A 26,583-nucleotide genomic window follows, 5' to 3' on the forward strand; every position below is an offset into this window, starting at 1 on the left:
GGAGTGCGACGGCTGTCGGCTTTGCGGCTTCCCGGCGGAAGGCGCACATCGCCAGCGTAGCCGTGCAGTGGCGGACGGCGTGAAGGCGTCCCACGAGGCGGACGGGGGCGCACGGACCCGCATCGGGTGACGCCAGGTCGACATGAACCGATAGTGTTCAGCATTGTCGAACCAAGTGGAGGTAGCCGAGCGTGGCGAAGAATATCCAGTCGCTCGAGCGGGCGGCGGCGATGCTGCGCCTGCTCGCCGGCGGCGAGCGCAGGCTCGGCCTGTCCGAGGTCGCCTCGTCGCTCGGCCTCGCCAAGGGTACTGCGCACGGCATTCTGCGCACCCTGCAGGCGGAAGGCTTTGTCGAGCAGGACCCCGCGTCCGGCCGTTATCAGCTGGGCGCCGAGCTGCTGCGTCTCGGCAGCACCTATCTGGACGTGCACGAGCTTCGCGCCCGCGCGCTCGTGTGGACCGACGACCTGGCCCGTTCCAGCGGCGAGAGCGTCTATCTGGGCGTACTGCACCATAGGGGCGTACTGATCGTCCACCACGTCTTCCGCCCGGACGACAGCCGCCAGGTCCTCGAAGTGGGCGCGATGCAGCCGCTGCACTCCTCCGCCCTCGGCAAGGTGCTCTCCGCGTACGACCCGGTGGCGCACAACGAGGCCCTGGAGAACGAACGCAACTCCTTCACCCCGCGCACCGTCACGGGCACGGAGGGCTTCGAGGCGGTGCTCGACCTGGCCCGGGCGCGCGGCTGGGCCGCCGACGTGGAGGAGACCTGGGACGGCGTGGCCTCCGTCGCCGCGCCCATCCACGACCGGCGGCGGATGCCCGTCGGCGCCGTCGGCATCACCGGCGCGGTAGAGCGGGTCTGCAACGGCGGAGAGCTCCGCCCGGAGCTGATCGCGGCCGTACGGGACTGTGCCCGCGCGGTTTCCCGGGATCTGGGCGCCGGGCGCTTCTGAGGCGCCCTCCGGCACCTCCTGTCACGCTGGTAACGATGCGGATACCGGCCCTCGGAACTCTTGACGTGTGTGTTTACCGGGGGCAAAACTGCCGTTCATCGGTCGGCATTGTCGAACACCTAACGGCAATACACGCTAGAGTGTGGCAACGCCAAGGGACCGGCTAGGCCCTCATCGAGGGCGCGGACCACCCGGAGGGACCCGGGGTTCGCCTTTCCCCTGGAACGAAGGACAAAGGAGTCGCGGGTGTCCAGCTCCGACATCTTCATCGGCGAGATCATCGGTACCGCCGTGCTCATCCTGCTCGGCGCCGGCGTTGTCGCCGCCGTCGTACTCAAGCGCTCGAAGGCGCAGAACGCCGGCTGGCTTGCCATCACCTTCGGGTGGGGCTTCGCTGTCTTGACCGCCGTCTACATCGCCGGCAGCCTGTCCGGCGCCCATCTCAACCCTGCCGTCACGATCGGCATCGCGATCAAGGACGGGGACTGGAAGAACGTCCCGGTCTACTTCGCGGGCCAGCTCCTCGGCGCCATGATCGGCGCGAGCCTGGTCTGGATCGCCTACTACGGCCAGTTCCATGCACACCTCACCGATCGTGACATCGTGGGCGACCCGGCCGAGAAGGCCATCGAGGGCCCGCACGACGAGGCGAAGAGCCACGCCGGCCCCGTCCTCGGCATCTTCTCGACCGGCCCGGAGATCCGGAACGTCTGGCAGAACCTCGCCACCGAGATCATCGGCACCCTCGTGCTGGTCCTGGCGGTGCTCACCCAGGGCCTCAACGACAGTGGCAAGGGTCTCGGCGTCGTCGGCGGCCTGATGGTCGCTCTCGTCGTCGTCGGCATCGGCCTCTCGCTCGGTGGCCCGACCGGTTACGCGATCAACCCGGCCCGCGACCTGGGCCCGCGCATCGTGCACGCCCTGCTCCCGCTGCCGAACAAGGGCGGCTCCGACTGGAGCTATGCCTGGATCCCCGTCGTCGGCCCGCTGGCAGGCGGAGCGCTCGCCGCGGGTATCTACAACATCGCGTTTGCCTGAGCCGACCGGCCGACCCTCTAGACCTTCCGGGAGCACACCGTGACCGACGCACACACCACCGGCCCGTTCATCGCGGCCATTGACCAGGGCACCACTTCCAGCCGCTGCATCGTCTTCGACACCGACGGCCGCATCGTCGCCGTCGACCAGAAGGAGCACGAGCAGATCTTCCCGAAGCCGGGCTGGGTGGAGCACAACGCCGCCGAGATCTGGACCAACGTCCAGGAAGTCGTGGACAGCGCCATCGCGAAGGCGGGCATCACCGCCGCCGACGTGAAGGCCATCGGCATCACCAACCAGCGCGAGACCACTCTGCTCTGGGACAAGAACACCGGTGAGCCCGTCCACAACGCCATCGTCTGGCAGGACACCCGCACCGACGCGCTCTGCAAGGAGCTCGGCCGCAACGTCGGCCAGGACCGCTTCCGCCGCGAGACCGGTCTGCCGCTCGCGTCGTACTTCGCAGGACCCAAGGCCCGCTGGCTGCTCGACAACGTCGAGGGCCTGCGGGAGCGCGCCGAGGCGGGCGACATCCTCTTCGGCACCATGGACTCCTGGGTCATCTGGAACCTGACGGGCGGCGTCGACGGCGGCGTCCACGTCACCGACGTCACCAACGCGTCGCGCACCATGCTGATGAATCTGCACACCCTGGAGTGGGACGACAAGATCCTCCAGTCGATGGACGTTCCGGCGGCCATGCTGCCGGAGATCCGTTCCTCAGCCGAGGTGTACGGCGTGGCCAAGTCCGGCGCGCTGGCGGGCGTTCCGGTCGCATCCGCGCTGGGTGACCAGCAGGCGGCGCTGTTCGGCCAGACCTGCTTCGCCGAGGGCGAGGCCAAGTCGACGTACGGCACCGGCACTTTCATGCTGATGAACACCGGTCACGAGCCCGTCAACTCGTACAACGGCCTGCTGACGACCGTCGGCTACCGGATCGGTGACCAGGCCCCCGTCTACGCCCTCGAGGGCTCGATCGCCGTCACCGGCTCGCTCGTCCAGTGGATGCGCGACCAGATGGGCCTGATCAAGAGCGCCGCCGAGATCGAGACGCTGGCCTCCTCCGTCGAGGACAACGGCGGCGCGTACTTCGTGCCCGCCTTCTCCGGCCTGTTCGCCCCGTACTGGCGCTCCGACGCCCGCGGTGTGATCGCCGGCCTCACCCGGTACGTCACCAAGGCGCACATCGCCCGTGCCGTCCTGGAGGCCACCGCCTGGCAGACCCGTGAGATCACCGACGCCATGACCAAGGACTCCGGCGTCGAGCTGGCCGCCCTCAAGGTCGACGGCGGCATGACCTCCAACAACCTGCTGATGCAGACGCTCTCGGACTTCCTGGACGCACCGGTCGTGCGCCCCATGGTCGCCGAGACCACCTGCCTCGGCGCCGCCTACGCCGCCGGCCTGGCCGTCGGCTACTGGCCGGACACCGACGCGCTGCGCGCCAACTGGCGCCGGGCCGCCGAGTGGACACCCCACATGGACGCGGACACCCGCGACCGCGAGTACAAGAGCTGGCTCAAGGCCGTCGAGCGGACCATGGGCTGGCTCGAAGACGACTCTGACGAGGAGTAATCAACAATGAGCACCCTGCAGAGCGTCCCGGCACTCGGGACGCACCCGGCTGACGGTTCGACTGCGAGCCGGGCCGAGACCCGGGAGCAGCTTTCCAAGGCGACGTACGACCTCCTGGTGATCGGCGGCGGCATCCTGGGCATCTCCACTGCCTGGCACGCCGCGCAGTCGGGACTGCGGGTGGCCCTGGTGGACGCCGGCGACTTCGCCGGCGCCACCTCCTCCGCCTCCTCCAAGCTGCTCCACGGCGGACTGCGCTACCTGCAGACCGGCGCGGTCAGGCTGGTCGCGGAGAACCACTTCGAGCGCCGGGCCGTGTCGCGTGACGTCGCGCCGCACCTGGCCAACCCGCTCACCTTCTACCTGCCCGTGTACAAGGGCGGTCCGCACGGCGCGGCCAAGCTCGGTGCGGGCGTCTTCGCCTACTCGGCGCTGTCCGCCTTCGGTGACGGCGTCGGCCATGTCATCAGCGCGGCGAAGGCAGCGCGTGAGGTGCCGGAGCTCCGTACGGACAACCTCAAGGCCGTTGCGGTGTACGGCGACGACCAGATGAACGACTCGCGCATGGCGCTGATGACGGTCCGTGCGGCCGTCGCGTCCGGCGCGACCGTTCTCAACCACGCCGAGGTCACGGGCCTGCGCTTCACCAACGGCCGGGTCACCGGCGCCGAGCTCAAGGACCGCCTGGACGGTTCCGAGTTCGGTGTGACGGCACGGCTGGTCCTCAATGCCACCGGGCCGTGGGTCGACCACCTGCGCAAGCTGGAGGACCCGAACTCGGCCCCCTCCATCCGCCTCTCCAAGGGTGCGCACCTGGTCCTCAAGCGCACCGCCCCCTGGCGGGCCGCGCTGGCCACGCCGATCGACAAGTACCGCATCACCTTCGCACTGCCGTGGGAGGACCAGCTCCTGCTGGGTACGACCGACGAGGAGTACGAGGGCGACCCGGCGGACGTCGCCGTCAACGAGAAGGACATCGCCCAGATCCTGGACGAGGCCGCCTTCTCGATCCGCGACCAGCAGCTGTCCCGTGACCTGATCACGTACTCCTTCGCGGGTCTGCGGGTGCTGCCCGGTGGGCCCGGCAAAACAGCGCAGGCCAAGCGCGAGACGGTCGTCACCGAGGGCCGCGGCGGCATGCTTTCGGTCGCGGGCGGCAAGTGGACGACGTTCCGTCACATCGGCCGCACGGTCATGAACAAGCTCGCCGCCCTGCCCGGCCATCCGCTGGGCGAGGACATGGAGCCGATCTCGCAGCTGCCGAAGAAGCTTCCGCTGCCGGGCATAGCCAACCCGAACGCGGTCGCCCACCGGCTGCTCGTCGACGGCGGTACGCCGGGCCCGCGGATGGCCGCGGATACCGCGCGGCACCTGGCCACGCACTACGGCTCGCTGTCGTTCGACATCGCGCGCCTGGCCAACGACGACCCGGCACTGGCCGAGCGCATCCACCCGGACGCGCCGGAGATCTGGGCGCAGGTCGTGTACGCCCGTGACCACGAGTGGGCGGAGACGGCGGACGACGTACTGCGCCGGCGTACGACGCTGACGATCCGGGGCCTGGCCACGGACGACGTCCGTACCAAGGTCGAGGACATCCTGGGCAAGAAGGCCTGACGGCAGTACCGGACAGCAGCATCAGCACCGGACACCAGCACCGCAACCCCCGGCAGACTGCCGGGGGTTGCGCTGTTCCCCTGCGGTGGTCTCTCATAATCTGGCGCGATTGATCGGATGTCTGGATCTGGAGGACCGCCATGGCCGTCACCGACGAGGCGATCGAGAAGATCAAGGAAATGATCGTCTCGGGAATCCTGCGCCCCGGCGACCGCCTCCCCAAGGAGAGCGAGCTCGCCGCCGAGCTCGGCCTCTCCCGCAATTCGCTGCGCGAGGCGGTGCGTGCCCTGTCGCTGATCCGCATTCTCGACGTACGCCAGGGCGACGGTACGTACGTCACCAGCCTCGACCCGCAGCTTCTGCTCGAGGCAATGGGCTTCGTGGTGGACTTCCACCGGGACGACACCGTGCTGGAGTTCCTCGCCGTACGCCGCATCCTGGAGCCCGCCGCCACCGCAATGGCCTGCGCCAGGATCAGTGAGGTGGAACTGGACGCGCTGAGCGCCCGGTTGGACGCCCTCGGATCACATCCGTCCGTCGAGGAGCTGGTCGCGGGCGACCTCGAATTCCACCGCACCATCGTGCGGAGCTCCGGAAACTCGGTGCTGTGCTCCCTCCTTGACGGGCTCTCCGGGCCGGCCACCCGAGCCCGTATCTGGGGCGGTCTGGCCCAGGAGGACGCGGTCGGCCGCACCCTGCACGAGCACCGGGGGATCCTCGCCGCACTGCGCGACAGGGACGCGGAGGCGGCCAGGTCGTGGGCGGCGGTGCACATCGCGAGCGTCGAACAGTGGCTGCGGTCGACGCTGTAGGGCGTCGGGCGGCAGGTGGTCGGGTCTCTGCCCGTGTCGCTCCGGCTCGCTCCGCCGGGCGCATCTCGAATGAATCGGCGGTCGCAGGGCACGCTTCCCGCGTGCGCATCCGGCGTCACCGCATGTGGTGGAAGCCTTAAGGTTGGTGCGTGTACAAGGGAACTTCGAAAGGGGGCACTGGGTGATCGAGCTCGAGGGGGTTCCCGAGCTGATCGACCCGGTCATGGTGGCCGCGTTCGAGGGCTGGAACGACGCCGGTGACGCCGCCTCCACCGCGGTCGCGCATCTCGACCGGGAGTGGAAGGGCGAGGTCTTCGCCGCGCTCGACGCCGAGGACTACTACGACTTCCAGGTCAACCGGCCCACGGTGTTCCTGGACGGCGGAGTCCGCAAGATCACCTGGCCCACCACGCGGCTTTCCGTGGTGCGGATCGGCGGCGACAAGCCCCGTGACCTCGTACTGGTCCGCGGAATCGAGCCGTCCATGCGCTGGCGCTCGTACTGCAACGAGATCCTCGGCTTCGCCCATGAGCTGGGCGTCGAGATGATCGTCATCCTGGGCGCACTGCTCGGCGACACCCCGCACACCCGGCCCGTGCCGGTCAGCGGTGTGACGTCGGACCCGGACCTGGCGCGGACCATGGATCTGGAGGAGACCAGGTACGAAGGCCCGACGGGCATCGTCGGGATCCTTCAGGAGGCCTGCACGCACGCGGGCGTACCGGCGGTGAGCCTGTGGGCCGCCGTGCCGCACTACGTCTCGCAGCCGCCGAACCCCAAGGCGACGCTCGCGCTCCTCAACCGCCTCGAAGACCTCATCGGTCTGCGGATCCCGCTGGGGGAGCTGCCGGAGGACGCCCGGGCCTGGCAGGTCGGCGTGGACCAACTGGCCGCGGAGGACAGCGAGGTGGCGGAGTACGTGCAGTCGCTGGAGGAGGCACGGGACACCGCGGAGCTTCCGGAGGCGTCGGGCGAGGCCATCGCGCGCGAGTTCGAGCGGTATCTGCGCAGGCGCGACGGCGGCCCTGGCACGGGACCCGGTACCGGTCCCGGGCATGCCACGGACGGCGGCGAGGGCAGCGGTTCGTACCTTCGCGACACGTCGGGCGGCCGTACGCGGCCCCCGAAGCCGCCCAGGTCGGAGCCCGAGCCCCCGGAGGGCGCGGACGGGACGGAAGACTCCCCGGACGAGTAGCGCGGGAACAGCAGCAGGGAGCGGGGCGGTGCCATCGGGCGCCGCCCCGCAGTTGTGGGATGCCCCGGATTTCCCCGCTTGACCTCGCGTCCACCTGGGCGTTATATGGACATATACGTCGTAAACATAGGGCGTAAGGATACCTTCGCCGGCAACGGATCGAAGGCCGCGTGAGATAACGGCAGGCACCACGTCCCCGCCCTGGCAGCGCGTACCCTTCTCCTCCGCCGTCATCAGCCGCGAGGCGCGCCGGGCGGCGCGGCGCGTCCTCGCTTCAGGCTGGCGGTGCTTCAGGCTGGCGGTGAGGCGTTGAGTACCTTCACGGCGCAGTGGGCGCCGGGCCGAAGGAGCCCGCCCGGCGCCCGCCTTGCCTGGTCCTGTCAGGCGCAGGTGAAGCGCGCCGCCGCCCAGTCCCCGTGGTCCCCGCTCTTGGACCCGTTGGTGTCGGTGACCTTCAGGCGCACATGCCTCGCACCCTCCAGTTTCACGTCCACCGGTACGGTCGCCGACGCTCCCGTCACCTTGGGCGAGGTCCACAGCACCTTGCCGTCCGCCTCGACCGAGAACGCCACCTCCCCGTAGCCGTTGATCTCATCGTCGATTCCGACGTCGGCAGTGAAGGCGGTACAGCGCCCGCCGGTGTAGACCTCGATGTCGGAGTCGGCGTGCGCGCCGATGCCCTTCTCGTAGGTCTTGCCCGCCAGGGTGAGGGTGTGCCCGTCGGCCGCCCCCGACTCGCCGTTGCTGCGGTCCCGTTCGGCCGGACCGTATCCGTTGGTGGCCTTCAGCCAGACCATGTCGCTCGCCCAGGTGTCGGCCAACGGCGGCTCCGGCATGACGCCGACGCCGAAGCGCTGTACGGCCGTACGGTCCTGGCCCGCCGCCCGGTGCCTGACGGTCGCAGTCAGCGTCGTCTCGCCCGCCTTCGCGCTCTTCGCCGGGGTCACACCGACCTCGACCCGCCGCGTCGTACCCGCCGCGACCCGCCCGACCGGCTCTGCGGGAGTGACCTGCCAGCCCTCCGGCGCGTCCAGCGAGACCTCGACGCCCGTGGCGTCCTTGCTGCCCGCCGTGACGTCGACCGCCACCTTGCCCGCCGTGCCCGCGCCGAGCTCCTGCCCGGCGGGTACGGAGAGGGTGGCCGAAGCGCCGGGTACAGCGCCTCCGACCGCACTGGTGTCCTGAAGTTCGAGCTCGAAGGCACTGTCCGTGGCGCGCGGCGCGGTCTTGACCTTCACCACACCGCCGCGGTCGTCCCGGTCGTACCACCAGCCCTGTACGGCAGCCTCGTACGCCGCCTTCGAGGAAAGGCGGGGCAGTACGCGGCCTTCCAGCTCCACCCCGCTCGGCGCGTCACCGGTGTGCACGGCGAAGTGGTACGGGCGCTTGCTCTGCTTGCCCGCGAAGTCGCCCATGCTCGCGCCGATCCGTACCGTCACATCGCCCGCGCCCCTGCCCGGCGCCTCGACGTCGGCGCGCTGAGTGGCGTACTTCCCCGCACGGTGCTGCCGGGTGACGCCGTCGTCCTCGTACAGCGTGAAGGACGACTTCCCCTGCGGGTAGATGTCCCAGGCGAGCGGCGAGGAGGCGGTGCGGTCGGCGTACGACCTGATGCCCGGCCACATGGGGATGTTCGCCCCGGCCTTGACGAAGAGGGGCAGGGTGTCGAGGGGCGCGCTGTAGCCGTCGACGGTGGTCGGGCCCTCGTACGTACGGCCGCTCCAGTAGTCGATCCACGTGCCCTTCGGCAGGTAGATGCCGTCGCGCACAGTCGTGTCCTTGTACACGGGCGCGACGAGGAAGTGCTCGCCGCTCAGAAACTCGTACTTGGCCGCGTCCGTGCCGGCTCGCGGGTCGTCCGGGTATTCCAGTACGAGGGGGCGGACGGGGCCGACGCCGGTCTTCGTCGCCTCGTGCGCGTACGAGTAGAGGTAGGGCAGCAGCGACTCCTTGAGCTTGAGGTAGTCGCGGTTGATGGAGGTGTACGGCTCGCCGTAGCGGAAGGGCTGCTTGTCGTTCGCCGCCCAGCCGTCCATCGTCATCGTCGTCCCGAGGAACATCTTCCACTGGAGGTCTCGGGCGTACGTCTTGGCGCTGCCGCCGAAGATGCCGTCCACGTCGCCCGTCGTATAGGCGAGCCCCGACATCGTCGCGCCCGCGTACGTCGGAATCTGCCAGCGGATGTACTCCCACGATCCCGACTGGTCGCCGGACCACTGCACTCCGCAGCGCTGTGCGCCCGACCAGCTCTCCGGAGCCCAGGTGAAGCCGCGGGCGTCGCTGTTCGCCTCGATGCCGCTGTACGCGTCCTTGCAGCCGTCGAGCGCGAACTTGTAGCCCTCGCCGACCCAGGCGACATCGAGCTTGGCGACGCGCTGGCCCGCCTTGACCTGGTCGGCGAGTTTGGCGATGCCGTCCTCGGTCCACAGGCCCAGCTGCATCTTGCGGTCCTGGAGGCCCTTGGCGGTCTCGGCGAGGTCCTCGTAGCCGCAGCCGTAGCCGTCGTTGACGAGCATCCAGCCGTTCGGCATGTCGTTCTCGACGTAGCCGTCGGCGACCTTGAGAGCGTCCAGGGTGTGCCGCTCGCCGCGGTTGGCGTTGTGGAGATAGCAGTCCGCGTCGCCGATTTCGAGCCCGTAAATGGGCGGCAGGAACGGCTTTCCGGTCAGCTTGGTGTACTGGCCGATGACGTCTTTGGCGCCCTGGCCCGCGAAGTAGTAGGCGTCGAAGCGCTGTTCCTTCGCGGAGGCGGTCACGGGCTCGTTGAAGGCGTACGTGTTGGGGGCGTACGTATTGCGGTAGACGCCGTATCCCGCCGAAGAGAGGTAGAAGGGAACGGAGTTGGGGTGGCCGCCGTCGTTCCAGTTGTAGTCGACGCCGACTTCTACGGTCTTGCCGCGGTGCGAGGTGTTGCCGCGGCCGTTCTGCATCCCGGCCCCGTAGAACTGCTCGTTCGCGCCGCGCGCCAGGGTCTGGGTGGTCTTGTCGCCGTTCCAGGTCAGCCCCTTGGACTCGGCCCAGATCTGCCGGCCGTCCGCCCCGAACAGCGCGAAGCGCAGCGGCGCCTTGTACGCGCGCAGGGTGACCTCGGACGTGCTGAGTTCGTAGCGGTCGCCCCGGTCGCGCCAGCGGGTCTCGGGCGGGGCGCCCTGCGGCAGGACGATGTCCTTGCCGGTGGGGTCGGTGAACTTGCCGTCGGGGGCGAGTTCGATGCGGAAGGTCTCGGTGGACACGAAGCTGACGCGGGCCTCGGCCCGGCCCGCCGTCAGGTGGTAGACGGGCCCTTCGGCGGAGAACCCGGTGAGGTCGCCGACGGTGACGTCGGGCGGTTCGGCCTGTGCGCTTCCCGGTCCCGCGAACGCTGCCGCCAGACCGAGCAGGGCGCCGACCACCGCCACTCTGATGCGTATTAGTGATTGCATAGAGCGTATTTAGCGCAGAATCGAGCACGTAGCCAAGGACAAAACGGAACCGCCCCTGAACCTCTCCGCGAGAGGTTCAGGGGCGGCTGGGGCCGGAAGCGGTTACAGAGCCACGCCGAGCAGTGCGTCGACGGCGCGCGACACCACGCCGGGCGCCCCCTCGTCCGCACCGCCCTCGGACTCCTGACGTGCGGCCCAGCGGTCCACGGCGAGGAGCGCCGCAGGGGCGTCGAGGTCGCGGGAGAGCGCCTCGCGGATCTCGTCGACGAGGGCGTCGGCGGAAGGTCCGTCGGGGCGGGAGACGGCCGCGCGCCAGCGGCCGAGCCGCTCCAGGGCGTCTTCGAGCACCTGGTCGGTCCACTCCCAGTCGGCCCGGTAGTGGTGCGCGAGGAGCGACAGCCGGATCGCGGCCGGGTCCACGCCGTCGCGGCGCAGCTTCGAGACGAAGACCAGGTTGCCCTTGGACTTCGACATCTTCTGGCCGTTCAGGGCGACCATTCCGGCGTGTACGTACGCCTTGGCGAACGGGTACTCGCCGGTCAGCGCCTGGGCGTGCGAGGCGCCCATCTCGTGGTGCGGGAAGGCGAGATCGGACCCGCCGCCCTGTACGTCGAAGCCCATCCCCAGGTGGTCCAGGGCGATGGCCACGCACTCAATGTGCCAGCCGGGCCGGCCGTGCCCCAGCGAGGCACCGTCCCAGCTCGGCTCGCCCTCACGGGCGGACATCCAGAGCATCGGGTCCAGCGGGTTCTTCTTGCCGGGCCGCTCGGGGTCGCCGCCGCGTTCGGCGGACAGCAGCCGCATGGCCTCGGCGTCGAGGTTCGACACCTCGCCGAAGTGCGGGTCGGACTCGACGGAGAAGTACGTGTCCCCTTCAAGCTCGTACGCGGCACCGGCGTCCCGCAGCCGCTCGATGAGCGGCACAATGCCCGGTATTGCCTCGACGGCGCCGATGTAGTGCTGCGGCGGGAGGATCCGCAGGGCGGTCATGTCCTCGCGGAACAGCGCGGTTTCGCGCTCCGCGAGCTCGGTCCAGTCGTGTCCGTCGCGGATCGCCCGCTCCAGGAGCGGATCATCGACGTCCGTCACGTTCTGGACGTAATGAACCTGCCGCTTGGTGTCGAGCCACACGCGCTGCACGAGGTCGAACGCGTTGTAGGTGGCCGCGTGACCGATGTGCGTCGCGTCGTACGGCGTAATGCCGCACACGTAGATACGGGCGACAGGACCGGGGTCGAGGGTAATCAACCCACTGGTCGCGGTGTCGTGGATCTGGAGGTCGCGGCCCTTGCCAGGCAGGGCGGGGACCTCAGAAGCGGGCCAGGCATGCATGCCTTGAGCGTAACCGGACGCACGTTCCGGATACGAACCGGATACGGAATCGTGGCCGGTTAGGCCCTCTTGCGCGTGGCCGCCTAAACCGGTGGCCACGGGATGGCGGGCCAGTCGCCGCTCGGCTCCGGGTGCAGGCCCGTGGTCCGCAGCGCCGCCACCCGCGCGCGCAGCGCGTCGATCTCGGCCGCCGTGATCAGCTCGGCCAGACGGGTAGCGAGCGGCCGGGCCGCCGCCAGGTCGCCGGACAGCCGGGCCAGCACCTCTACCGCCTCGGCCGTCAGCGGCTCCCCCGCCCATCCCCACAGCAGTGTGCGGAGCTTGTCCTCCTCGTTGAAGGTGACCCCGTGGTCGATGCCGTACAGCTTCCCGTCCGCGGTCGGCAGCAGATGCCCGCCCTTGCGGTCGGCGTTGTTGATGACCGCGTCCAGCACGGCCAAGCGCCGCAGGCGCTCGTCGTCGGCGTGCACCAGCAGCGCGGTGCGGCCTTGGCCGACCTCGGCGAAGGCGATCGCCTTCCACCCCTCGGCCGGCTCCTCCTCCTCGACGAGAGCCAGCAGCCCCGCCCCCGCACCCGCGCCCTCCGCATCGGTCTCGATCCACAGCTGGCACATGCCCTCGCCGTACGGCCCGTCCCGCAGCACGGTCGGCGGCACAAGGCCCCAGCCCGTCGCCTCGGAGATCTCGTACGCCGCCACCTCGCGCTGAGCGAGCGTGCCGTCGGGGAAATCCCACAGCGGCCGTTCCCCGGCGACCGGCTTGTACACGCAGGACACCGACACGCCGTCGTACTCGATCTCGCAGTACAGCACGGCGTTGGACGCCTCACGGACGCGTCCGCGCACCGTGAGCTGCCCCTTCAGCAGGACGGTGTGGAGGTCCGCCGGGGTCACGCTCCCCGGCGGTATCCGTTCTGGCGCGGGCATACGTGTCCCTCCGGGTCGAGCGGCAGGCTGCACAGCGGGCACGGCGGCCGCCCCGCGTTGACGACGTCCAGGGCACGCTTGGCGAAGGCTCTGGCCTGCGCGCCGCTGAGCCGGACCCGCAGCATCGGCGGGCCGTTCTCCTCGTCCTGGAGCAGCCGTTCCTCGGCCTCCGCGAGATCTTCGTCGGTCTCCGCGTCCAGCTCGACGAGTGCCTGTGCCTCGACGATCATGCGCTGTTCCTCGCCGTCCCAGGCCAGCGCCATCGTGCCGACGCGGAACTCCTCCTCGACGGGGGCGTCCAACGGCGCGCTGTCGGTGACGTCGGCGGGGGCCACGGCCGGAACGGGGGCGTTCCCGCCGGTGCGGCGTACCACTTCGTCGAGCAGTTCGTCGATGCGCTCGGCGAGTGCGGCGACCTGGGTCTTCTCCAGGGCGACGCTGGTGACGCGGCCGGCCGCGGATGCCTGGAGGAAGAACGTACGGCGTCCAGGCAGCCCGACCGTACCGGCCACAAAGCGGTCCGGCGGGTCGTAGAGGAACACCTGACGGGACACGTTCTGTCTCCCTCGAAATCGTCTGTATGCGCGGTCTTGGAGCGCGTCCACCCTACTGCGCGCAGCGATCACGGTGCGCCTGCGCCGCCTCCTACGGCCGCGTCCCCGCCATTGCCGTTCTCGCGCGGCGCCAGGGAGGCGAAGTCGCCGGTGTCCCCGAGGCGCAGGAGAAAGGGCCGCTGACCGGTGTAACGGATGGCCGTCAGGGAACACGGGTCCACGTGAATCCGCTGGAACAGGTCGAGATGGAGGCCGAGGGCGTCGGCCACGACGGACTTGATGATGTCCCCGTGCGAGCACATCAGATAGATGGCGTCCTCGCCGTACTCCGCCTCGATCCGGGCGTTCCAGTCCCGCACGGCGTCGACCGCGCGCGCCTGCATGGCCCGCATCGACTCCCCGCCGGGAAACGTGACGGACGACGGGTGCTGCTGCACAGCGGCCATCAGCGGCTCGTCGGCGAGCTCCGCGAGCTTGCGGCCCGACCAGTCGCCGTAGTGGCACTCCCCGATCCGCTCGTCGGTGTGCAGCGGGAGTCCGGGCCGTGCGTCGAGCAGCGGCCGGAGCGTCTCGTGGCAGCGCTGGAGCGGGCTGGTGACGGCGGCCGCCAGCGGCAGCCCGGCCAGCCGGTCGGGGAGCGCGGCCGCCTGGGCGGCGCCGCGCTCGTCGAGGGAGACGCCCGGCGTCCAGCCGGCGAGCAGCCCGGCGGTGTTGGCGGTGGAGCGTCCGTGGCGCAGGAGTATCAGCGTGGCCATGCGGGTCAGCCTAGGCGGAAAGCCGTACCGGGGTGCGCTGCGACCCTTACCGGGGAAGAATGCGCGCCGTGATCGTCGACTGCGCCATCTACCGGCAAGGGCGCCGCACCGAAGGCCCCTCGGACTTCTCCGACGCCCTCGACGAGGCGCGTGCGCACGGGGACGCCTTCTTGTGGATCGGGCTGCACGAGCCGACGGAGAAGGAATTCGACCTGGTCAGCAGCGAGTTCGGGCTGCACCCTCCCCCATAGCCCTGAACGGGCATGGGAGGTGCCCCCAGCCGTGGAGGACGCCCTGTCCGCCAATCAGAGGCCGAAGCTGGAGGTGTACGAGGACTCGCTCTTCGCGGTGCTGAAGCCGCTGATCTACGAGCCGGAGAGCGACACCGTGACGACGGGCGAGCTGATGGTCTTCGTCGGCGATTCCTTCGTGGTGACCGTGCGGCACGGCGAGGGCGCACCACTGGCCGCTGTACGCCACCGCCTGGAGGCCGAGCCCGAGGTCCTGCGGCACGGGCCCACCGCTGTGCTGTACGCCGTGAGCGACGCCGTCGTCGACCACTACATGGAGGTCGGGGCGGAGCTCCAGACGGACCTGGAGGAACTGGAGGCCCAGGTCTTCGCGCCCGGCACCGGTGATTCCAGGAACACCGCGTCGCGGATCTACACGTTCAAGCGGCAGGTTCTGGAATTCCGCCGGGCGACAGGGCCGCTGGCCCAGCCGATGCAGCGGCTGTCCAGCCCAGGCCTGCCGTTCGTCGACGAACACGCGCAGCCGTTCTTCCGGGACGTCAACGACCACCTCACGCGGGCCAACGAGCAGGTGGACGGCCTCGACCGGCTGCTGTCCGACATCCTGTCCGCGCACCTCGCGCAGATGGGTGTGCGCCAGAACGACGACATGCGGAAGATCTCGGCGTGGGCGGCGATGGCCGCGGTCCCCACGATGGTCGCGGGGATCTACGGCATGAATTTCGAGCACATGCCGGAACTCACGTGGGTGTGGACGTACCCGGCGGTGGTCGCCCTGCTGGCGCTGTGCGAGATCGGTCTGTACCGCACGTTCAAGCGGCGCGGCTGGCTCTGAGCCGCCGCCGCGCCGCCCGGGCGTACGGGTCAGGCGTACCGGCGAGGCGTTCCGGTCAGGCCAGCTCGGCTGCGGACGTCGCGGGGCCTGCGCCCAGCGCGTTGCGCCGTTCCGGCATCTTCAGGGACACCATGCGGCGCCAGCCGCCGAGGCGCTCGTACGCGTACATCGCGTGAATGCCCGCCGCGAGCAGTGCGGACTTGGGCTTGGGCCAGCGCAGGATGCGGCCCATGTGGGCCATGACGGCGAGGCTGACGTCGCGGTAGACGCGGCACTCCGCCACGGCGGTCTCGCGCAGGGTGCGCTGGATGGTGCGGCCGTGTCCGGCGCGGGCGAGGTTGAGGAGTTCCTCGTGGCAGTACGCGAGGTGGTTCTCCTCGTCGTGGCAGATCATCTTGATCGGCTTCCCGGCCTCGGGGTGCTCGCCGAAGTACTTCACCAGCATGTCCATCTGGTCGGCGGCGCGCTGTTCCGTGACGCGGCTGTGCGAGAGGTACACGAGGATGTCCGACTCGGTCAGCGGCTCGTCGCGGCGCAGTTTGTCGTGGGCGAGGCCGATGCCCTGCTTTTCGAGCAGCCCGGTGTAGTCGGTCTCCGGCGGGACCGGGACCGGTTCGAGGCCCCGCTTGTTCAGCAGCGCGAGGAACAACTTGCCGTGCTTGTCCTCGTCGGCGCCGTGCCGGGTGATCTTCGGGGCGAGGTCACGCATGCTCTCGGGCACGAGAGCCGCGATCCGGGCGTTCTCCCAGCCGCCCTGCGTTTCGCCGCTTGCCGCGAGGGAGCAGAAGAGCTGGAAGGAATCGTCGTTGTCGAGAATTTCCTGGAAGAGACTTCGGGCCGAGACCATCTCTGCAACCTCCGTGCGCTCCGTGCGACGTCCGCAAAGGACAAGTCAAGTGCGGTACGGGGCGGCAGGCAACAGCAGAGCCGGTCAACTAAGCCGTTCGGAGGACCACGTGGGTGGCGGGGGCGCGTAACCGACCCGCCTGTGAAGCGTTGTTCTCCGTGACGGCCGTGGCGGGGAAGACCCCCGAGCCCCCACCACGGCCGCAGGAATTCACATCGGTGGTCTCCCCCGCAGGGTTACGCGAGACCCGCGCGCTCCAGAGCCTCGGTGCCGGCGCGCAGGGCCGTGATCCGCTCTTCGAGCGCGAAGCCCGCGGGGGCCAGCGTCAGCGTCGTCACCCCGGCAGCGGCGTACGCCTGCATCCGCTCGGCGATCCGCTCCACGGAGCCCAGCAGGGTGGTCTGGTCGATCAGCCGGTGCGGGATCGCGGCGGCGGCGCCCTGCTTGTCGCCGGACAGGTACTTGTCCTGGATCTCGGCGGCTTCCTTCTCGTAACCCATGCGCTGGGCAAGTTGGTTGTAGAAGTTCTGCTTACGGCTGCCCATGCCGCCGACGTACAGCGCGGTGTACGGGCGGAACATGTCGGCCAGGGCGTTCACGTCGTCGCCCACCGCGAGCGGCAGCGTCGGACACACGTCGAAGCCGTCCATGCTGTTGCCGGGCTTGCCGGCCTTCTCGCGGCCCGCGCGGATGTGCTGGATCGCCGTGTCTTCGATGTGCTCGGCGGACGGGAGGATCAGCAGCGCGCCGTCGGCGATCTCGCCGGTCTGTTCCAGGTTCTTGGGGCCGATCGCGGCGATGTAGAGCGGAATGTGCTCGCGCTGCGGGTGGACCGTGAGCTTCAGCGGCTTGCCGGGGCCGTCGGGCAGCGGCAGCGTCCAGTGCTGGCCCTCGTACGACAGGCGCTCGCGGGTCATGGCCTTGCGGACGATCTCGACGTACTCGCGGGTGCGGGCCAGCGGCTTGTCGAACTTCACGCCGTACCAGCCCTCGGAGACCTGCGGTCCGGAGACGCCGAGGCCCAGGCGGAAGCGACCGCCGGAGAGGGAGTCGAGGGTGGCGGCGGTCATCGCGGTCATCGCGGGCGCACGGGCCGGGATCTGGAAGATCGCGGAGCCTACGTCGATGCGCTCTGTCTGGGCGGCGACCCAGGAGAGCACGGTGGCGGCGTCCGAGCCGTACGCCTCGGCGGCCCAGCAGACGTCGTAGCCGAGCCGGTCGGCTTCCTGGGCGACGGCGAGATTGTCGCCGTCCATCCCGGCGCCCCAGTAACCGAGGTTGATGCCGAGCCGCATAGCCACTCCCCTTACTGATCAGTAACGTCCCTGTGCGGGAGGACTCTAGCGCGCAGGAGTGCGATCCGTCAGGGCCAGTCAGGGCCAGTTGTCCACAGGGGCTCCTGCCCGCCGACCCCTGGCCAGTAATCTCAGCGCACATGGAGCAGAGGCATCTCGGGCGCACGGGGCTGCGCGTATCCCGGATCGGGCTCGGCACCCTCACGTGGGGCCGGGACACCGATGAGCACGACGCCGCCGATCTGATGAAGGTGTTCTGGGAAGCGGGCGGCACGCTCGTCGACACGGCGGATGTGTACGGCGACGGGGACGCGGAGTACGTCCTCGGTCAGCTCGTGGAACGGCTCGTACCGCGGCGTGAGCTGGTCATCGCGACCAAGGCGGGCAGTGTGCCCGACCCCGACCGGCGTTTCGACGCCTCCCGCGGCCACCTTCTGGCCGCGCTCGACGCCTCGTTGGAACGCCTCGGCACGGATTACGTCGACCTGTGGCAGGTCCACGCCTTCGACCCCGCGACACCGCTCGACGAGACGCTGCAGGCGCTCGACATCGCGGTCAGCAGCGGCCGGGCGCGGTACGCAGGGGTGTCCAACTTCTGCGGCTGGCAGCTGGCCAAGGCCGCTACCTGGCAGCTCGCGGCGCCCGGCGTACGGACCCGGCTCGCCAGCACGCAGATGGAGTACTCGCTGCTCCAGCGCGGCGTGGAGCGGGAGGTGCTGCCGGCCGCGCTCGACCTGGGGGTCGGGTTGCTGCCGTCGTCGCCGCTGGGCCGTGGCGTACTCACGGGCAAGTACCGGAACACCACCCCGGCCGACTCGCGCGGCGCGTCGGATGACCTGTCCGCCTTTGTCGCCCCGTACCTCGACGACGCCGCGAGCCGCATCGTGGACGCGGTCGCGACGGCCGCGGACGGGCTGGCGACGAGCACGCTCCAGGTGGCGCTGGCATGGATCCGCGACCGGCCGGGGGTGGTGGCCCCGATCGTCGGCGCGCGCAACGCTCAGCAGCTCACGGCGGCATTGTCAGTGGAGGCGCTTAGTCTTCCAGACGAGATCTGCCAGGCGCTCGACGACGTGTCGGCGCCCGTGCACCGCTATCCCGACCAGGACTGGAGCACGCTGTGACTGCGCTTCCCCGGGGGGAAACCCCCGGATCCCCGGCCGAAGCCCGCGACACCACCGCGGCAACCGAGGCCCCCGACACGGCCCCGGAGCCGGCCACGGCCGAGGCCGAGGCCAACGCGGAGCCGGCCGCAGCGAACGAACCGGCCGCCACGGCCGACGAGCACAGCGACGCCGGAGGAGATGTCCCTGCCCCCGGAAGTGGTGCTCCGGACAGCGAGGCCGACGCAGAATCCGTCGCCGTAACGGGCGCCGATGAGGGCGAAGGTGCGGCGGCCGTGCCGCAGTTGTCGGAGGCCGAGGCGGAGCTGGCCGCGCAGCGGGCGCTCCGTGAGCGTATTGAGCAGCGCAAGGCCGAGCGGGCGGCTCCCGTCGAGGCCGGGGCCAAGCTGAGCGGGCAGGCCGCCGATCTGCTCGCCGCCGTACGCGCCGTGGAGAGCGGCCAGAAGCCCGCCGGAGCCGTCTTCGCGACCCCGCGCCGCGTCGCGGCGGCTCCGGCGGCGTCCGTACAGGCGCCACAGACCCCGGCCGCGGCGCCCACCTCGGCGGACGCGACCCGAGCCGTGGCGGCCGTGCTGGCCGAGGGCGGGGCGCCGGAGGCACTCGCCGGTCCGGTCGCCGGCGTACTCGGGGAGCAGGCCGGGCAGGTGCTGCGCGACGACCCCTGGCAGCTGCTGTCCGTACCGGGTGTGCGGCCCGAGCAGGCCGACGCGTTCGCGCGGGCGCTGCTCGGCGCGGAGTGCGGGCCCGGCGACGAGCGCCGGACGGCGGCGCTCGTCGGCCGGCTGCTGGAGCGGGCTGCGCTCCAGGGCCACACCGCGCTGGAGGCGGCCGCGGTACGCAAGGCACTGGCCGAGTACAAGGTGCCCGATCCGGACGAGGCCGTTCGGAGCGCGATCGCCGACGGCGTGGTGCTGGTCTTCCAGGACGGCGTCGCGGACGGGCCCGGTAGCCAGGAATCCCAGGAATCCCAAGAGGAGGGTGAGGAAGCGGGCAGCAAGGCGGAAGCCGAGGCGCTGCTCGGGCTCGAACGGTACGCCCTTGCCGAGGAGAGCCTCGCCGACGGACTCGCCCGGCTGGCCAGCACTTTCGACGACGCTGCTGACTGGGACACGAGCACCGCCCCATCGCCCTCGGCCGCCGAGCTGATCCGCGCCGTCGCCGTGAACGGTCTGGTCGCACACAGTGGCGGCGAGGCGGCCCGCGCCGAACCGGCCGCGCTGGTCGACGTGGCGCGCGGGCTCGGCCTGCGGGCGTACGCCGCGTCGCACAGTACGGACGGCCGCAGGCGCCTCGCGGCGGCGGTCGACAACGCCTCCGCCTCGGTCACCGTCGTCGGCCTCCTCGCCGGAACGGAAGGCCCCGGCCGGGACGAGGAGGGCACGCTCGCCCTCGACATCCTGGTCGTACTGGACGCTCCGCAGCTGGACGTCGAGACTGCGGCAATCCTGGTGGAGTCGCTCCCCGACGGCACCAGGCTCGTCCTCAGCGGCGACCCCGGCGTGCTTCCGTCCGCAGGCGCGGGCCGGGTGTTCGGGGATCTGCTGGCCGCCCGCGCGTGCCCGCAGATCGTCTCGCGTACGCCCGACCCCGGGCCCATCGGCGAGCTGGTCTCCGGTATCGGCATCGGCGAGCTGAACCAGGTCGAAGCACCCGGCAAGGAGGTGGTGATCGTCCCGGTCCGTGACGCCGGAGAGGCGGTGCACCGCACCGTGCAGCTGGTCGCCGAATCGGTGCCGCGCGCCTTCGGGCTGTCCGCCGGACAGACCCAGGTGATCACCCCCGGGCACGGCGGCTCGGCAGGCACCCGCGCGCTGAACACCGCGCTCAAGCAGCGGCTGAACCCCGGCCCCGGCCGGTTCGGCGGCTTCGACCCGGGAGACCGGATCGCGTACGTACCGGCGCCCGGCCGGACACTGCCGGGTGCGGTGGTGTCGGCGGACGCGGATGGCCTGCACCTGGACTGCGAGGGCACACCCGTGGTCGTGCCCAAGGACCGGGTGGAGACCGCGGTCCGGCACGCCTGGGCGCTCACCGCGCACCAGGCGGCCGGGATGCGGTGGCCCGCCGTGGTGGTCGTCCTGCCCGGCGACGCCGCACCGGCGCTGAGCCGCCCCTGGGTCTGCACCGCGTTCAGCCGGGCCGAGAGGCACCTGTCCGTGGTCCACGGCGTGGATCAGGCGCTGCCGCACGCGGTGGCCCAGATTCCGGACCGGCCACGCACGACGCGCCTGCGCACGCTGCTCCAGCCCCCTGCCGAGCGGCCCGACCCCTCGGAGCCGGATCAGCCCGCCTCGTAGGAGGTCAGTCCTGCCCGGGACCTTCGATCTCGTCGAGTGCGTCAAGTGGTTCGTCGAGCTCGTCGTCGAAGACCGAGCTGACGTCGAAGCGGCACACCACCTGCTGCGGGTCGGCCTGCTCGAACGGGGCGTTCAGCCACTCCCCCGGCTCGGGCAGGTCCTCCGCGGCGGCGACCCACAAGGTGGAGTCGCCCTCCGCAAGGCCGAACTCCTTGTGGCGGGATGCGATTTCATCCGGTTCGTACTCGCCGAAGAGTACGCCCAGGGCGGCATGGACGCTGCCGCCCACGATCGCCGCCGTTCCGGCCCGCTGAGCGGCATCCAGATCGACGTCCGGGTCTGCGTCGGCGATCCGCTGCGCCTGCGCGAGCAGGCGCTTCGTCTCCACCACCGCGTAATCGCGACGGATCAGGACACTCACCGCGTTGGGCTGCTCGGGACCTGTGTACGGCGGCAGGGACTCCTCGGATCCGGGGATCTCGAAGGGTGTGACCTCGTCGTACCGGTCGTAGAGCCGCTCGTCGTACGCCTCGGCGGCCGCGGCGAGCTCGTTGAACGCGTCATAGACGGCCGGATCGTCGTCCCCGGTGCGACGTTCGACCGCGTCGAGGTGACGGTCGAGCGCGACTTTGACCGCCTCGGCGGCGGCGCGTACCTCGGCAGCGGTGGGCTGCGCAGCATCAGACATAGTGCAGACGCTATCCGTACTCGGGCTCTGCACGCACAATAGATGCGATGCCGGAATACGAATTTGTCGACGTGTACGTACCGCGCGGGGTCTCCCGCAAGGACGCCACCCGTCTGCTGACCGACCATGCCGAGTACGGACACTGGGAGTTGGACCGACTGAGTCTGCACCGCGACGGCAGCCGCCGCGTGCGGCTGCGCAGGCGGATCATCCGCCAGGTGCGGGCCACATGGTGAAGACGGAGCGGGCCCCGCAGTGCGGGGCCCGCTCCGTCTCATGCCGGGCTGTACCGGCGTGCTTTTTCCGCTACGCCGCCGAGCGACGGGCCCGGTGGTAGAGCACCGCTCCGCCGAGCAGCAGCCCCGCGCCTGCCGGAATCAGCAGGTCGAGCGGGCCCGCGCCGGTCTCTGCGAGCAGCTCGGTGCCCTTGGGCTGGGTGACCGTCTGGGTGTCCGGGTTGTTCGGCGCACCCGGCTTCGACGGGTCGTCCGGCCCGATGATCCCCCCGCGGTCCTCCGGCTCGACCGGCGAGCCCGGCTTGCCCGGCTCCCCGGGCTTCCCCGGCTCGGCGGGCTCTCCGGGCTTGCCCGGGTTGTCCGGCCCGGTCGGCGGCTTCTCGTTGCCGGATCCCGGCGGCGTCTCGTGGCCGGAGCCGTTGGCGCATGTGTTGCCTTCGGCGCCGTTGCCGAGGCCGCCGACGGTGACGGTGTTCCCGCAGGCGTTCACGGGTACGTCGACCGGCGCCTGGACGGTGTTGCCCGAGCCGACGCCGGGCGAATCGCTCGCGCGGCCGTCGGCGGACGCTCCACCACCGTTGTTCTTGCCACTGCCGGGCTTGGAACCGCTCGGGTGGCCGGATTCATTGACGCAGTTGTTTCCCATTGCGGGATTCAGTACGCCGATGACGTTCACGGTGTTCCCGCACGCGTTGATCGGGACATTCACCGGCGCCTGCACGGTGTTTCCCGACAGCACGCCCGGCGAGTCCGACGTGGATCCGTCGGCTCCCGAGCCGGCGTGCGCGTAGCCGCCGCTCATGGCCAGCACGCCACTGGCGGCCGCCACGGTGATCAGGCCTTTTCTGGTGACCTGTCGCATAGCTTCGTACCCCTGACTTCTGCCTTCGAACGAGGCCCGCGGACGTCCCTGTCCGCGGGTGGAATGCCCAGCGGCCCCGGAGTGCATGGCGCGCACTCCGGGGCCGCCCGGGGCTTCAGCCCCTCACGGGTTGAAGCGCAACGTCACGCGTTGACACAGGTGTTGCCGGAGGCGGGGTTCAGGAGACCGACCACGGAGATCGTGTTTCCGCACGCGTTCACCGGCACGTGGATCGGGGCCTGAACGACGTTGCCCGAAAGCACGCCGGGGGACTTGACAGCAGCACCCTGGGCACCCGAGTCGGCGACGGCCATTCCCGCGCCGGCGAGAACCAGACCACCAGTGGCAGCCGCAGCAGCGACGACCTTCTTGATCATTACTTTTCCTCCTTGTTGGCAAATGCGATCCCAGCCGCGGACCGCACACCCTGTAACGAAGGGAAAGTAATGAAGCTACGACCCTATGGTCGCATTCACTCTTTTCAGTCAAGTAGCACGCGCAGCCGAATAGTTGGAGTATCGGCTCGGCAGTTGCCCCGTCAGCAGTTGTCCAGAAAGCGGTCCAGCACGCGCACGCCGAATTTCAGCCCGTCGACCGGCACGCGCTCGTCGACGCCGTGGAACATGCCCGCGAAGTCCAGTTCGGGCGGCAGCTTCAGCGGTGCGAAGCCGAAGCAGCGGATCCCCAGATCGTCGAAGGACTTCGCGTCCGTGCCGCCGGAGAGCATGTACGGGACCGCGCGCGCGATGGGGTCCTCGGCCTTGAGCGCCACCTGCATCGCATCGACGAGATCCCCGTCGAAGCTGGTCTCCAGCGCCTTGTCGCCGTGCACGTCCTCGCGCCGCACGCGCGGGCCGAGGATGCGGTCGAGATCCGCGAGGAACTCGTCCTCGTAACCCGGCAGGAAGCGTCCGTCGACATGCGCGGTCGCCTGGCCCGGGATCACGTTCACCTTGTATCCGGCGCCGAGCATGGTGGGGGCGGCGGAGTTGCGGAGCGTGGCGCCGACCATCTTCGCGATGCCGCCGAGCTTGGCGAGCGTCGCGTCCATGTCCTCGGGGTCGAGCGGGGTGCCCAGCGCGTCCGAGAGCTCGTCCAGGAACGACCGCACGGTCTTGGTGACCCTGACCGGCCACTTGTGCCGGCCGAGCCGCCCGACGGCCTCGCACAGCTCGGTGATCGCGTTGTCGTTGTTGGTCATCGAGCCGTGGCCGGCCGTGCCGTCCACGGTGAGGCGCATCCAGTGCATGCCCTTCTGCGCCGTCTCGACGAGATACAGCCGCAGGTTCTCGTTGACAGTGAAGGAGAAGCCGCCGACCTCGCCGATCGCCTCCGTGACGCCGTCGAAGAGATCCGGGTGCTTGTCGACGAGATGCCGCGCCCCGTACGTACCGCCCGCCTCCTCGTCGGCGAGGAACGCCAGCACGATGTCGCGCGGCGGCTTGCGGCCGCTGCGCATCCGGTCGCGTACGACCGCGAGGGTCATCGCGTCCATGTCCTTCATGTCGACCGCGCCCCGGCCCCACACACAGCCGTCGGCAATCTCTCCCGCGAAGGGGTGGTGCGTCCAGTCGTCGGCGTTGGCCGGTACGACGTCGGTGTGACCGTGGATGAGCAGCGCGGGCTTGGACGGGTCCTCGCCCTCGATCCTGGCCACGGTCGACGCCCGTCCCGGGTGGGATTCGAAGATCTGCGGCTCCAGCCCCACCTCGGCGAGCTTCTCCGCGACGTACTCGGCGGCGGCCCGCTCCCCCGGCCCCGAGTGGTCCCCGTAGTTACTGGTGTCGATCCGGATCAGGTCACGGCACAGGTCGACGACCTCGTCCTGGCCCGAGACCGGCTCGGCCCCGTCGGCCCTGTCAGGCCTGTCAGCCCTCTTCGACTCGCTCACGCTGCTTCCTCCCACTGGCGGTGCTGGTGGTCCCCCTCATCCTCCCGCTACCCGGTCAGGTGGTGTGATCAGGGGGTCTGAATGTTTGCTATGGTTTTCCACGTCGGAACGGCCCAGGGCCGCGAGACAGACACCTTGTCCGGGTGGCGGAATGGCAGACGCGCTAGCTTGAGGTGCTAGTGCCCTTTATCGGGCGTGGGGGTTCAAGTCCCCCCTCGGACACCAGCGAAAACCTCCCAGTTGAACTGGGAGGTTTTCTGTTTTCAGCGCCCCTCGTCGCCCCTCGTCCGCGCCCTCGCCGATGCCCCTGGTCAGTGCCCCCTGGCGATCCATTCCTGTACGTGCGGGGCCTCCGCGCCGATGGTGGTGTCGTCCCCGTGGCCCGTACGGACCTCCGTGTCCGGCGGCAGGGTCAGCAGCCGGTCGCGGATCGAGTCGACGATCGTCGGGAAGTCCGAGAAGGAACGCCCGGTGGCGCCCGGGCCGCCCCGGAAGAGCGTGTCGCCGGTGAAGACAGTGGACAGCTCGGGAACGTAGAGGCAGACGGCGCCCGGTGCGTGGCCCGGTGTGTGCAGGACCGTGAGCGTGGCGCCGGCGATCGTGAGGGTCTGGCCGTCCGTGAGCTCGCCGTCGGGGGCGCGGTCCGGGTGGGTCTGCTTCCAGAGCGGGAGGTCGTCCTGGTGGAGCAGGACCGGGGCGCCGGTGGCGGCGGCGAGGGCCGGGGCCGCGTCGATATGGTCGTTGTGGGCGTGTGTGCAGACGATGGCGCGAAGCGTACGGGCGCCGAGTGCGGCCGCGATGGCCTGTGCGTCGTGGGCGGCGTCGATGACGATCGCCTCGGTGTCGTCTCCGACGATCCAGACGTTGTTGTCGACGTCCCAGGTGCCGCCGTCGAGCGAGAAGGTGCCGGAGGTGACGAGGTGGTCGATGCGGGCGGCCATCAGAAGACCACCACGGAACGCAGGACGTCGCCCTCGTGCATTCGCTCGAAGGCCTTCTCCACGTCGCCGAGCGCGATGGTCTCGGTGACGAAGGCGCCGAGGTCGATTCGGCCCTGCTGGTGCAGGTCGATGAGCATCGGGAAGTCGCGGGACGGCAGACAGTCGCCGTACCAGGAGGACTTGAGCGAGCCGCCGCGACCGAAGACGTCGATGAGCGGGAGATCGATCCGCATGTCGGGGGTGGGTACGCCGACCAGGACGACGGTGCCGGCGAGATCGCGGGCGTAGAAGGCCTGCTTGTACGTCTCGGGGTGGCCCACCGCTTCGATGACGACGTCCGCGCCGAATCCGCCGGTCAGTTCGCGGATGGCTTCGACAGGGTCCGTGGAGCGGGAGTTGACGGTGTGGGTGGCGCCCATGGCGCGGGCGGTCTCCAGCTTGCGGTCGTCGATGTCGACGGCGATGATCCTGCCCGCCCCGGCGAGCCGGGAGCCGACGATCGCCGCGTCGCCCACGCCGCCGCAGCCGATGACGGCGACCGAGTCTCCGCGGCCGACCTGGCCGGTGTTGATGGCGGCTCCGATGCCCGCCATGACGCCGCAGCCGAGGAGACCCGCGACGGCGGGCGACACGGCCGGGTCGACCTTGGTGCACTGGCCGGCCGCGACCAGGGTCTTCTCGGCGAACGCTCCGATGCCGAGCGCCGGGGACAGCTCGGTGCCGTCGAGCAGGGTCATCTTCTGTTCGGCGTTGTGCGTGTCGAAGCAGTACTGGGGGCGGCCGCGCAGGCAGGCCCGGCACTGGCCGCACACGGCACGCCAGTTGAGGATGACGAAGTCGCCCGGGGCGACATCTGTGACGCCCTCGCCGGTCGACTCGACGATGCCTGCCGCCTCGTGGCCGAGGAGGAAGGGGAAGTCGTCGTTGATGCCGCCCTGTTTGTAGTGCAGGTCGGTGTGGCACACCCCGCAGGCCTGGATCTTTACAACGGCCTCGCCCGGGCCGGGGTCGGGGACGACGATTGTCTCGACCCGCACGGGCGAGTTCTTGCCCGGGGCGACAACCCCTTGGACCTGCTGCGACATATGCGAACTTCCTTCCGTACGCGCCGATACGAGCCCCGCCTGCGCACCG

22 protein-coding genes, 1 tRNA gene and 1 pseudogene are annotated in these 26,583 nt (G+C 70.2%); 11 read left to right on the forward strand and 13 right to left on the reverse strand.

Annotated features, from left to right (window positions below):
- Window positions 1-191: 191 nt before the first annotated feature.
- The 6 genes from PXH83_RS03150 to PXH83_RS03175 all read left to right on the forward strand — a co-directional run bounded on the left by PXH83_RS03150 (window position 192) and on the right by PXH83_RS03175 (window position 7,193).
- Window positions 192-956: an IclR family transcriptional regulator gene (locus tag PXH83_RS03150; protein ID WP_274556357.1), complete on the forward strand. Its 765-nt coding sequence runs from the start codon at window positions 192-194 to the stop codon at window positions 954-956.
- Window positions 957-1,202: 246 nt separating this feature from the next.
- Window positions 1,203-1,994 (forward strand): MIP/aquaporin family protein, encoded by a 792-nt coding sequence (locus PXH83_RS03155; protein ID WP_274556359.1) that lies wholly within the window; start codon window positions 1,203-1,205, stop codon window positions 1,992-1,994.
- Between the two features lie 39 nt (window positions 1,995-2,033).
- Entirely contained in the window at window positions 2,034-3,569 is a 1,536-nt protein-coding gene (gene glpK / locus PXH83_RS03160; RefSeq protein WP_274556361.1) for a glycerol kinase GlpK, read from the forward strand.
- Between the two features lie 6 nt (window positions 3,570-3,575).
- Window positions 3,576-5,186, forward strand: a complete 1,611-nt coding sequence (locus PXH83_RS03165) for a glycerol-3-phosphate dehydrogenase/oxidase (RefSeq protein WP_274556364.1) — start codon at window positions 3,576-3,578, stop codon at window positions 5,184-5,186.
- Between the two features lie 140 nt (window positions 5,187-5,326).
- Window positions 5,327-5,998, forward strand: coding sequence for a FadR/GntR family transcriptional regulator (locus PXH83_RS03170; protein WP_274556366.1), 672 nt, complete (start codon window positions 5,327-5,329; stop codon window positions 5,996-5,998).
- A gap of 181 nt (window positions 5,999-6,179) precedes the next feature.
- On the forward strand, window positions 6,180-7,193 hold the full coding sequence (locus tag PXH83_RS03175; protein WP_274556369.1) for a PAC2 family protein: 1,014 nt from the start codon (window positions 6,180-6,182) through the stop codon (window positions 7,191-7,193).
- Between the two features lie 380 nt (window positions 7,194-7,573).
- Here the strand turns inward: PXH83_RS03175 and PXH83_RS03180 are convergent, their stop codons facing one another.
- From PXH83_RS03180 to PXH83_RS03200, 5 genes are all read right to left on the reverse strand, one after another.
- Entirely contained in the window at window positions 7,574-10,615 is a 3,042-nt protein-coding gene (locus PXH83_RS03180) for an NPCBM/NEW2 domain-containing protein (RefSeq protein ID WP_274556371.1), read from the reverse strand.
- Window positions 10,616-10,717: 102 nt separating this feature from the next.
- A complete protein-coding gene (mshC, locus tag PXH83_RS03185) occupies window positions 10,718-11,947 on the reverse strand; it encodes a cysteine--1-D-myo-inosityl 2-amino-2-deoxy-alpha-D-glucopyranoside ligase (protein WP_274556374.1) in 1,230 nt (409 codons plus the stop codon).
- An 83-nt stretch (window positions 11,948-12,030) separates the two neighbouring features.
- On the reverse strand, window positions 12,031-12,873 hold the full coding sequence (locus PXH83_RS03190; RefSeq protein WP_274556376.1) for an SCO1664 family protein: 843 nt from the start codon (window positions 12,871-12,873) through the stop codon (window positions 12,031-12,033).
- Window positions 12,837-13,427 (reverse strand): DUF3090 domain-containing protein, encoded by a 591-nt coding sequence (locus tag PXH83_RS03195; protein ID WP_214928585.1) that lies wholly within the window; start codon window positions 13,425-13,427, stop codon window positions 12,837-12,839. The genes PXH83_RS03190 and PXH83_RS03195 overlap by 37 nt, the downstream gene beginning before the upstream one ends.
- 68 nt (window positions 13,428-13,495) lie before the next feature.
- Window positions 13,496-14,182, reverse strand: coding sequence for a histidine phosphatase family protein (locus PXH83_RS03200; RefSeq protein ID WP_274556383.1), 687 nt, complete (start codon window positions 14,180-14,182; stop codon window positions 13,496-13,498).
- Between the two features lie 59 nt (window positions 14,183-14,241).
- On the opposite strand from PXH83_RS03200, the pseudogene PXH83_RS03205 reads away from it, so the two are divergent.
- Window positions 14,242-15,268: pseudogene (locus tag PXH83_RS03205) on the forward strand (magnesium and cobalt transport protein CorA).
- A 55-nt stretch (window positions 15,269-15,323) separates the two neighbouring features.
- Here the strand turns inward: PXH83_RS03205 and PXH83_RS03210 are convergent.
- Both PXH83_RS03210 and PXH83_RS03215 read right to left on the reverse strand, forming a co-directional pair.
- Window positions 15,324-16,115, reverse strand: a complete 792-nt coding sequence (locus tag PXH83_RS03210; RefSeq protein ID WP_274556385.1) for a ferritin-like domain-containing protein — start codon at window positions 16,113-16,115, stop codon at window positions 15,324-15,326.
- 236 nt (window positions 16,116-16,351) lie between these two features.
- Window positions 16,352-17,410 (reverse strand): LLM class F420-dependent oxidoreductase, encoded by a 1,059-nt coding sequence (locus PXH83_RS03215; protein WP_274556387.1) that lies wholly within the window; start codon window positions 17,408-17,410, stop codon window positions 16,352-16,354.
- Window positions 17,411-17,550: 140 nt separating this feature from the next.
- Between PXH83_RS03215 and PXH83_RS03220 the strand changes: the two genes are divergently transcribed.
- Together PXH83_RS03220 and PXH83_RS03225 are read left to right on the forward strand one after the other, a co-directional pair.
- Window positions 17,551-18,534, forward strand: coding sequence for an aldo/keto reductase (locus PXH83_RS03220; protein ID WP_274556389.1), 984 nt, complete (start codon window positions 17,551-17,553; stop codon window positions 18,532-18,534).
- Entirely contained in the window at window positions 18,531-20,831 is a 2,301-nt protein-coding gene (locus tag PXH83_RS03225; protein ID WP_274556391.1) for a helix-hairpin-helix domain-containing protein, read from the forward strand. Before PXH83_RS03220 ends, PXH83_RS03225 begins: the two co-directional genes overlap by 4 nt.
- A gap of 4 nt (window positions 20,832-20,835) precedes the next feature.
- Here PXH83_RS03225 and PXH83_RS03230 read toward each other — a convergent pair whose 3' ends face one another.
- A complete protein-coding gene (locus PXH83_RS03230) occupies window positions 20,836-21,519 on the reverse strand; it encodes a hypothetical protein (RefSeq protein WP_274556393.1) in 684 nt (227 codons plus the stop codon).
- 47 nt (window positions 21,520-21,566) lie between these two features.
- Here PXH83_RS03230 and PXH83_RS03235 point away from each other — a divergent pair, with 47 nt between their 5' ends.
- On the forward strand, window positions 21,567-21,755 hold the full coding sequence (locus PXH83_RS03235) for a DUF5703 family protein (RefSeq protein ID WP_030907692.1): 189 nt from the start codon (window positions 21,567-21,569) through the stop codon (window positions 21,753-21,755).
- A 70-nt stretch (window positions 21,756-21,825) separates the two neighbouring features.
- Here PXH83_RS03235 and PXH83_RS03240 read toward each other — a convergent pair whose 3' ends face one another.
- From PXH83_RS03240 to PXH83_RS03250, 3 genes are all read right to left on the reverse strand, one after another.
- A complete protein-coding gene (locus PXH83_RS03240) occupies window positions 21,826-22,617 on the reverse strand; it encodes a chaplin (RefSeq protein ID WP_274556401.1) in 792 nt (263 codons plus the stop codon).
- 143 nt (window positions 22,618-22,760) lie between these two features.
- Complete coding sequence (gene chpH, locus PXH83_RS03245; RefSeq protein ID WP_274556402.1) at window positions 22,761-22,994, reverse strand: chaplin ChpH; 234 nt, start codon at window positions 22,992-22,994, stop codon at window positions 22,761-22,763.
- 161 nt (window positions 22,995-23,155) lie between these two features.
- Complete coding sequence (locus PXH83_RS03250) at window positions 23,156-24,508, reverse strand: M20/M25/M40 family metallo-hydrolase (protein WP_420803109.1); 1,353 nt, start codon at window positions 24,506-24,508, stop codon at window positions 23,156-23,158.
- A 137-nt stretch (window positions 24,509-24,645) separates the two neighbouring features.
- Between PXH83_RS03250 and PXH83_RS03255 the strand changes: the two genes are divergently transcribed.
- Window positions 24,646-24,733: transfer RNA gene (locus tag PXH83_RS03255), tRNA-Leu, on the forward strand.
- A gap of 86 nt (window positions 24,734-24,819) precedes the next feature.
- Here PXH83_RS03255 and PXH83_RS03260 read toward each other — a convergent pair.
- Together PXH83_RS03260 and PXH83_RS03265 are read right to left on the reverse strand one after the other, a co-directional pair.
- Window positions 24,820-25,449, reverse strand: coding sequence for an MBL fold metallo-hydrolase (locus tag PXH83_RS03260; protein WP_274556404.1), 630 nt, complete (start codon window positions 25,447-25,449; stop codon window positions 24,820-24,822).
- The gene (locus tag PXH83_RS03265; protein WP_274556406.1) at window positions 25,449-26,534 is read right to left on the reverse strand and encodes an S-(hydroxymethyl)mycothiol dehydrogenase; all 1,086 of its coding nucleotides are present in this window, start codon (window positions 26,532-26,534) and stop codon (window positions 25,449-25,451) included. The genes PXH83_RS03260 and PXH83_RS03265 overlap by 1 nt, the downstream gene beginning before the upstream one ends.
- Window positions 26,535-26,583: the final 49 nt, after the last annotated feature.

The organism is Streptomyces spiramyceticus (assembly GCF_028807635.1).
Lineage (GTDB): Bacteria > Actinomycetota > Actinomycetes > Streptomycetales > Streptomycetaceae > Streptomyces > Streptomyces spiramyceticus.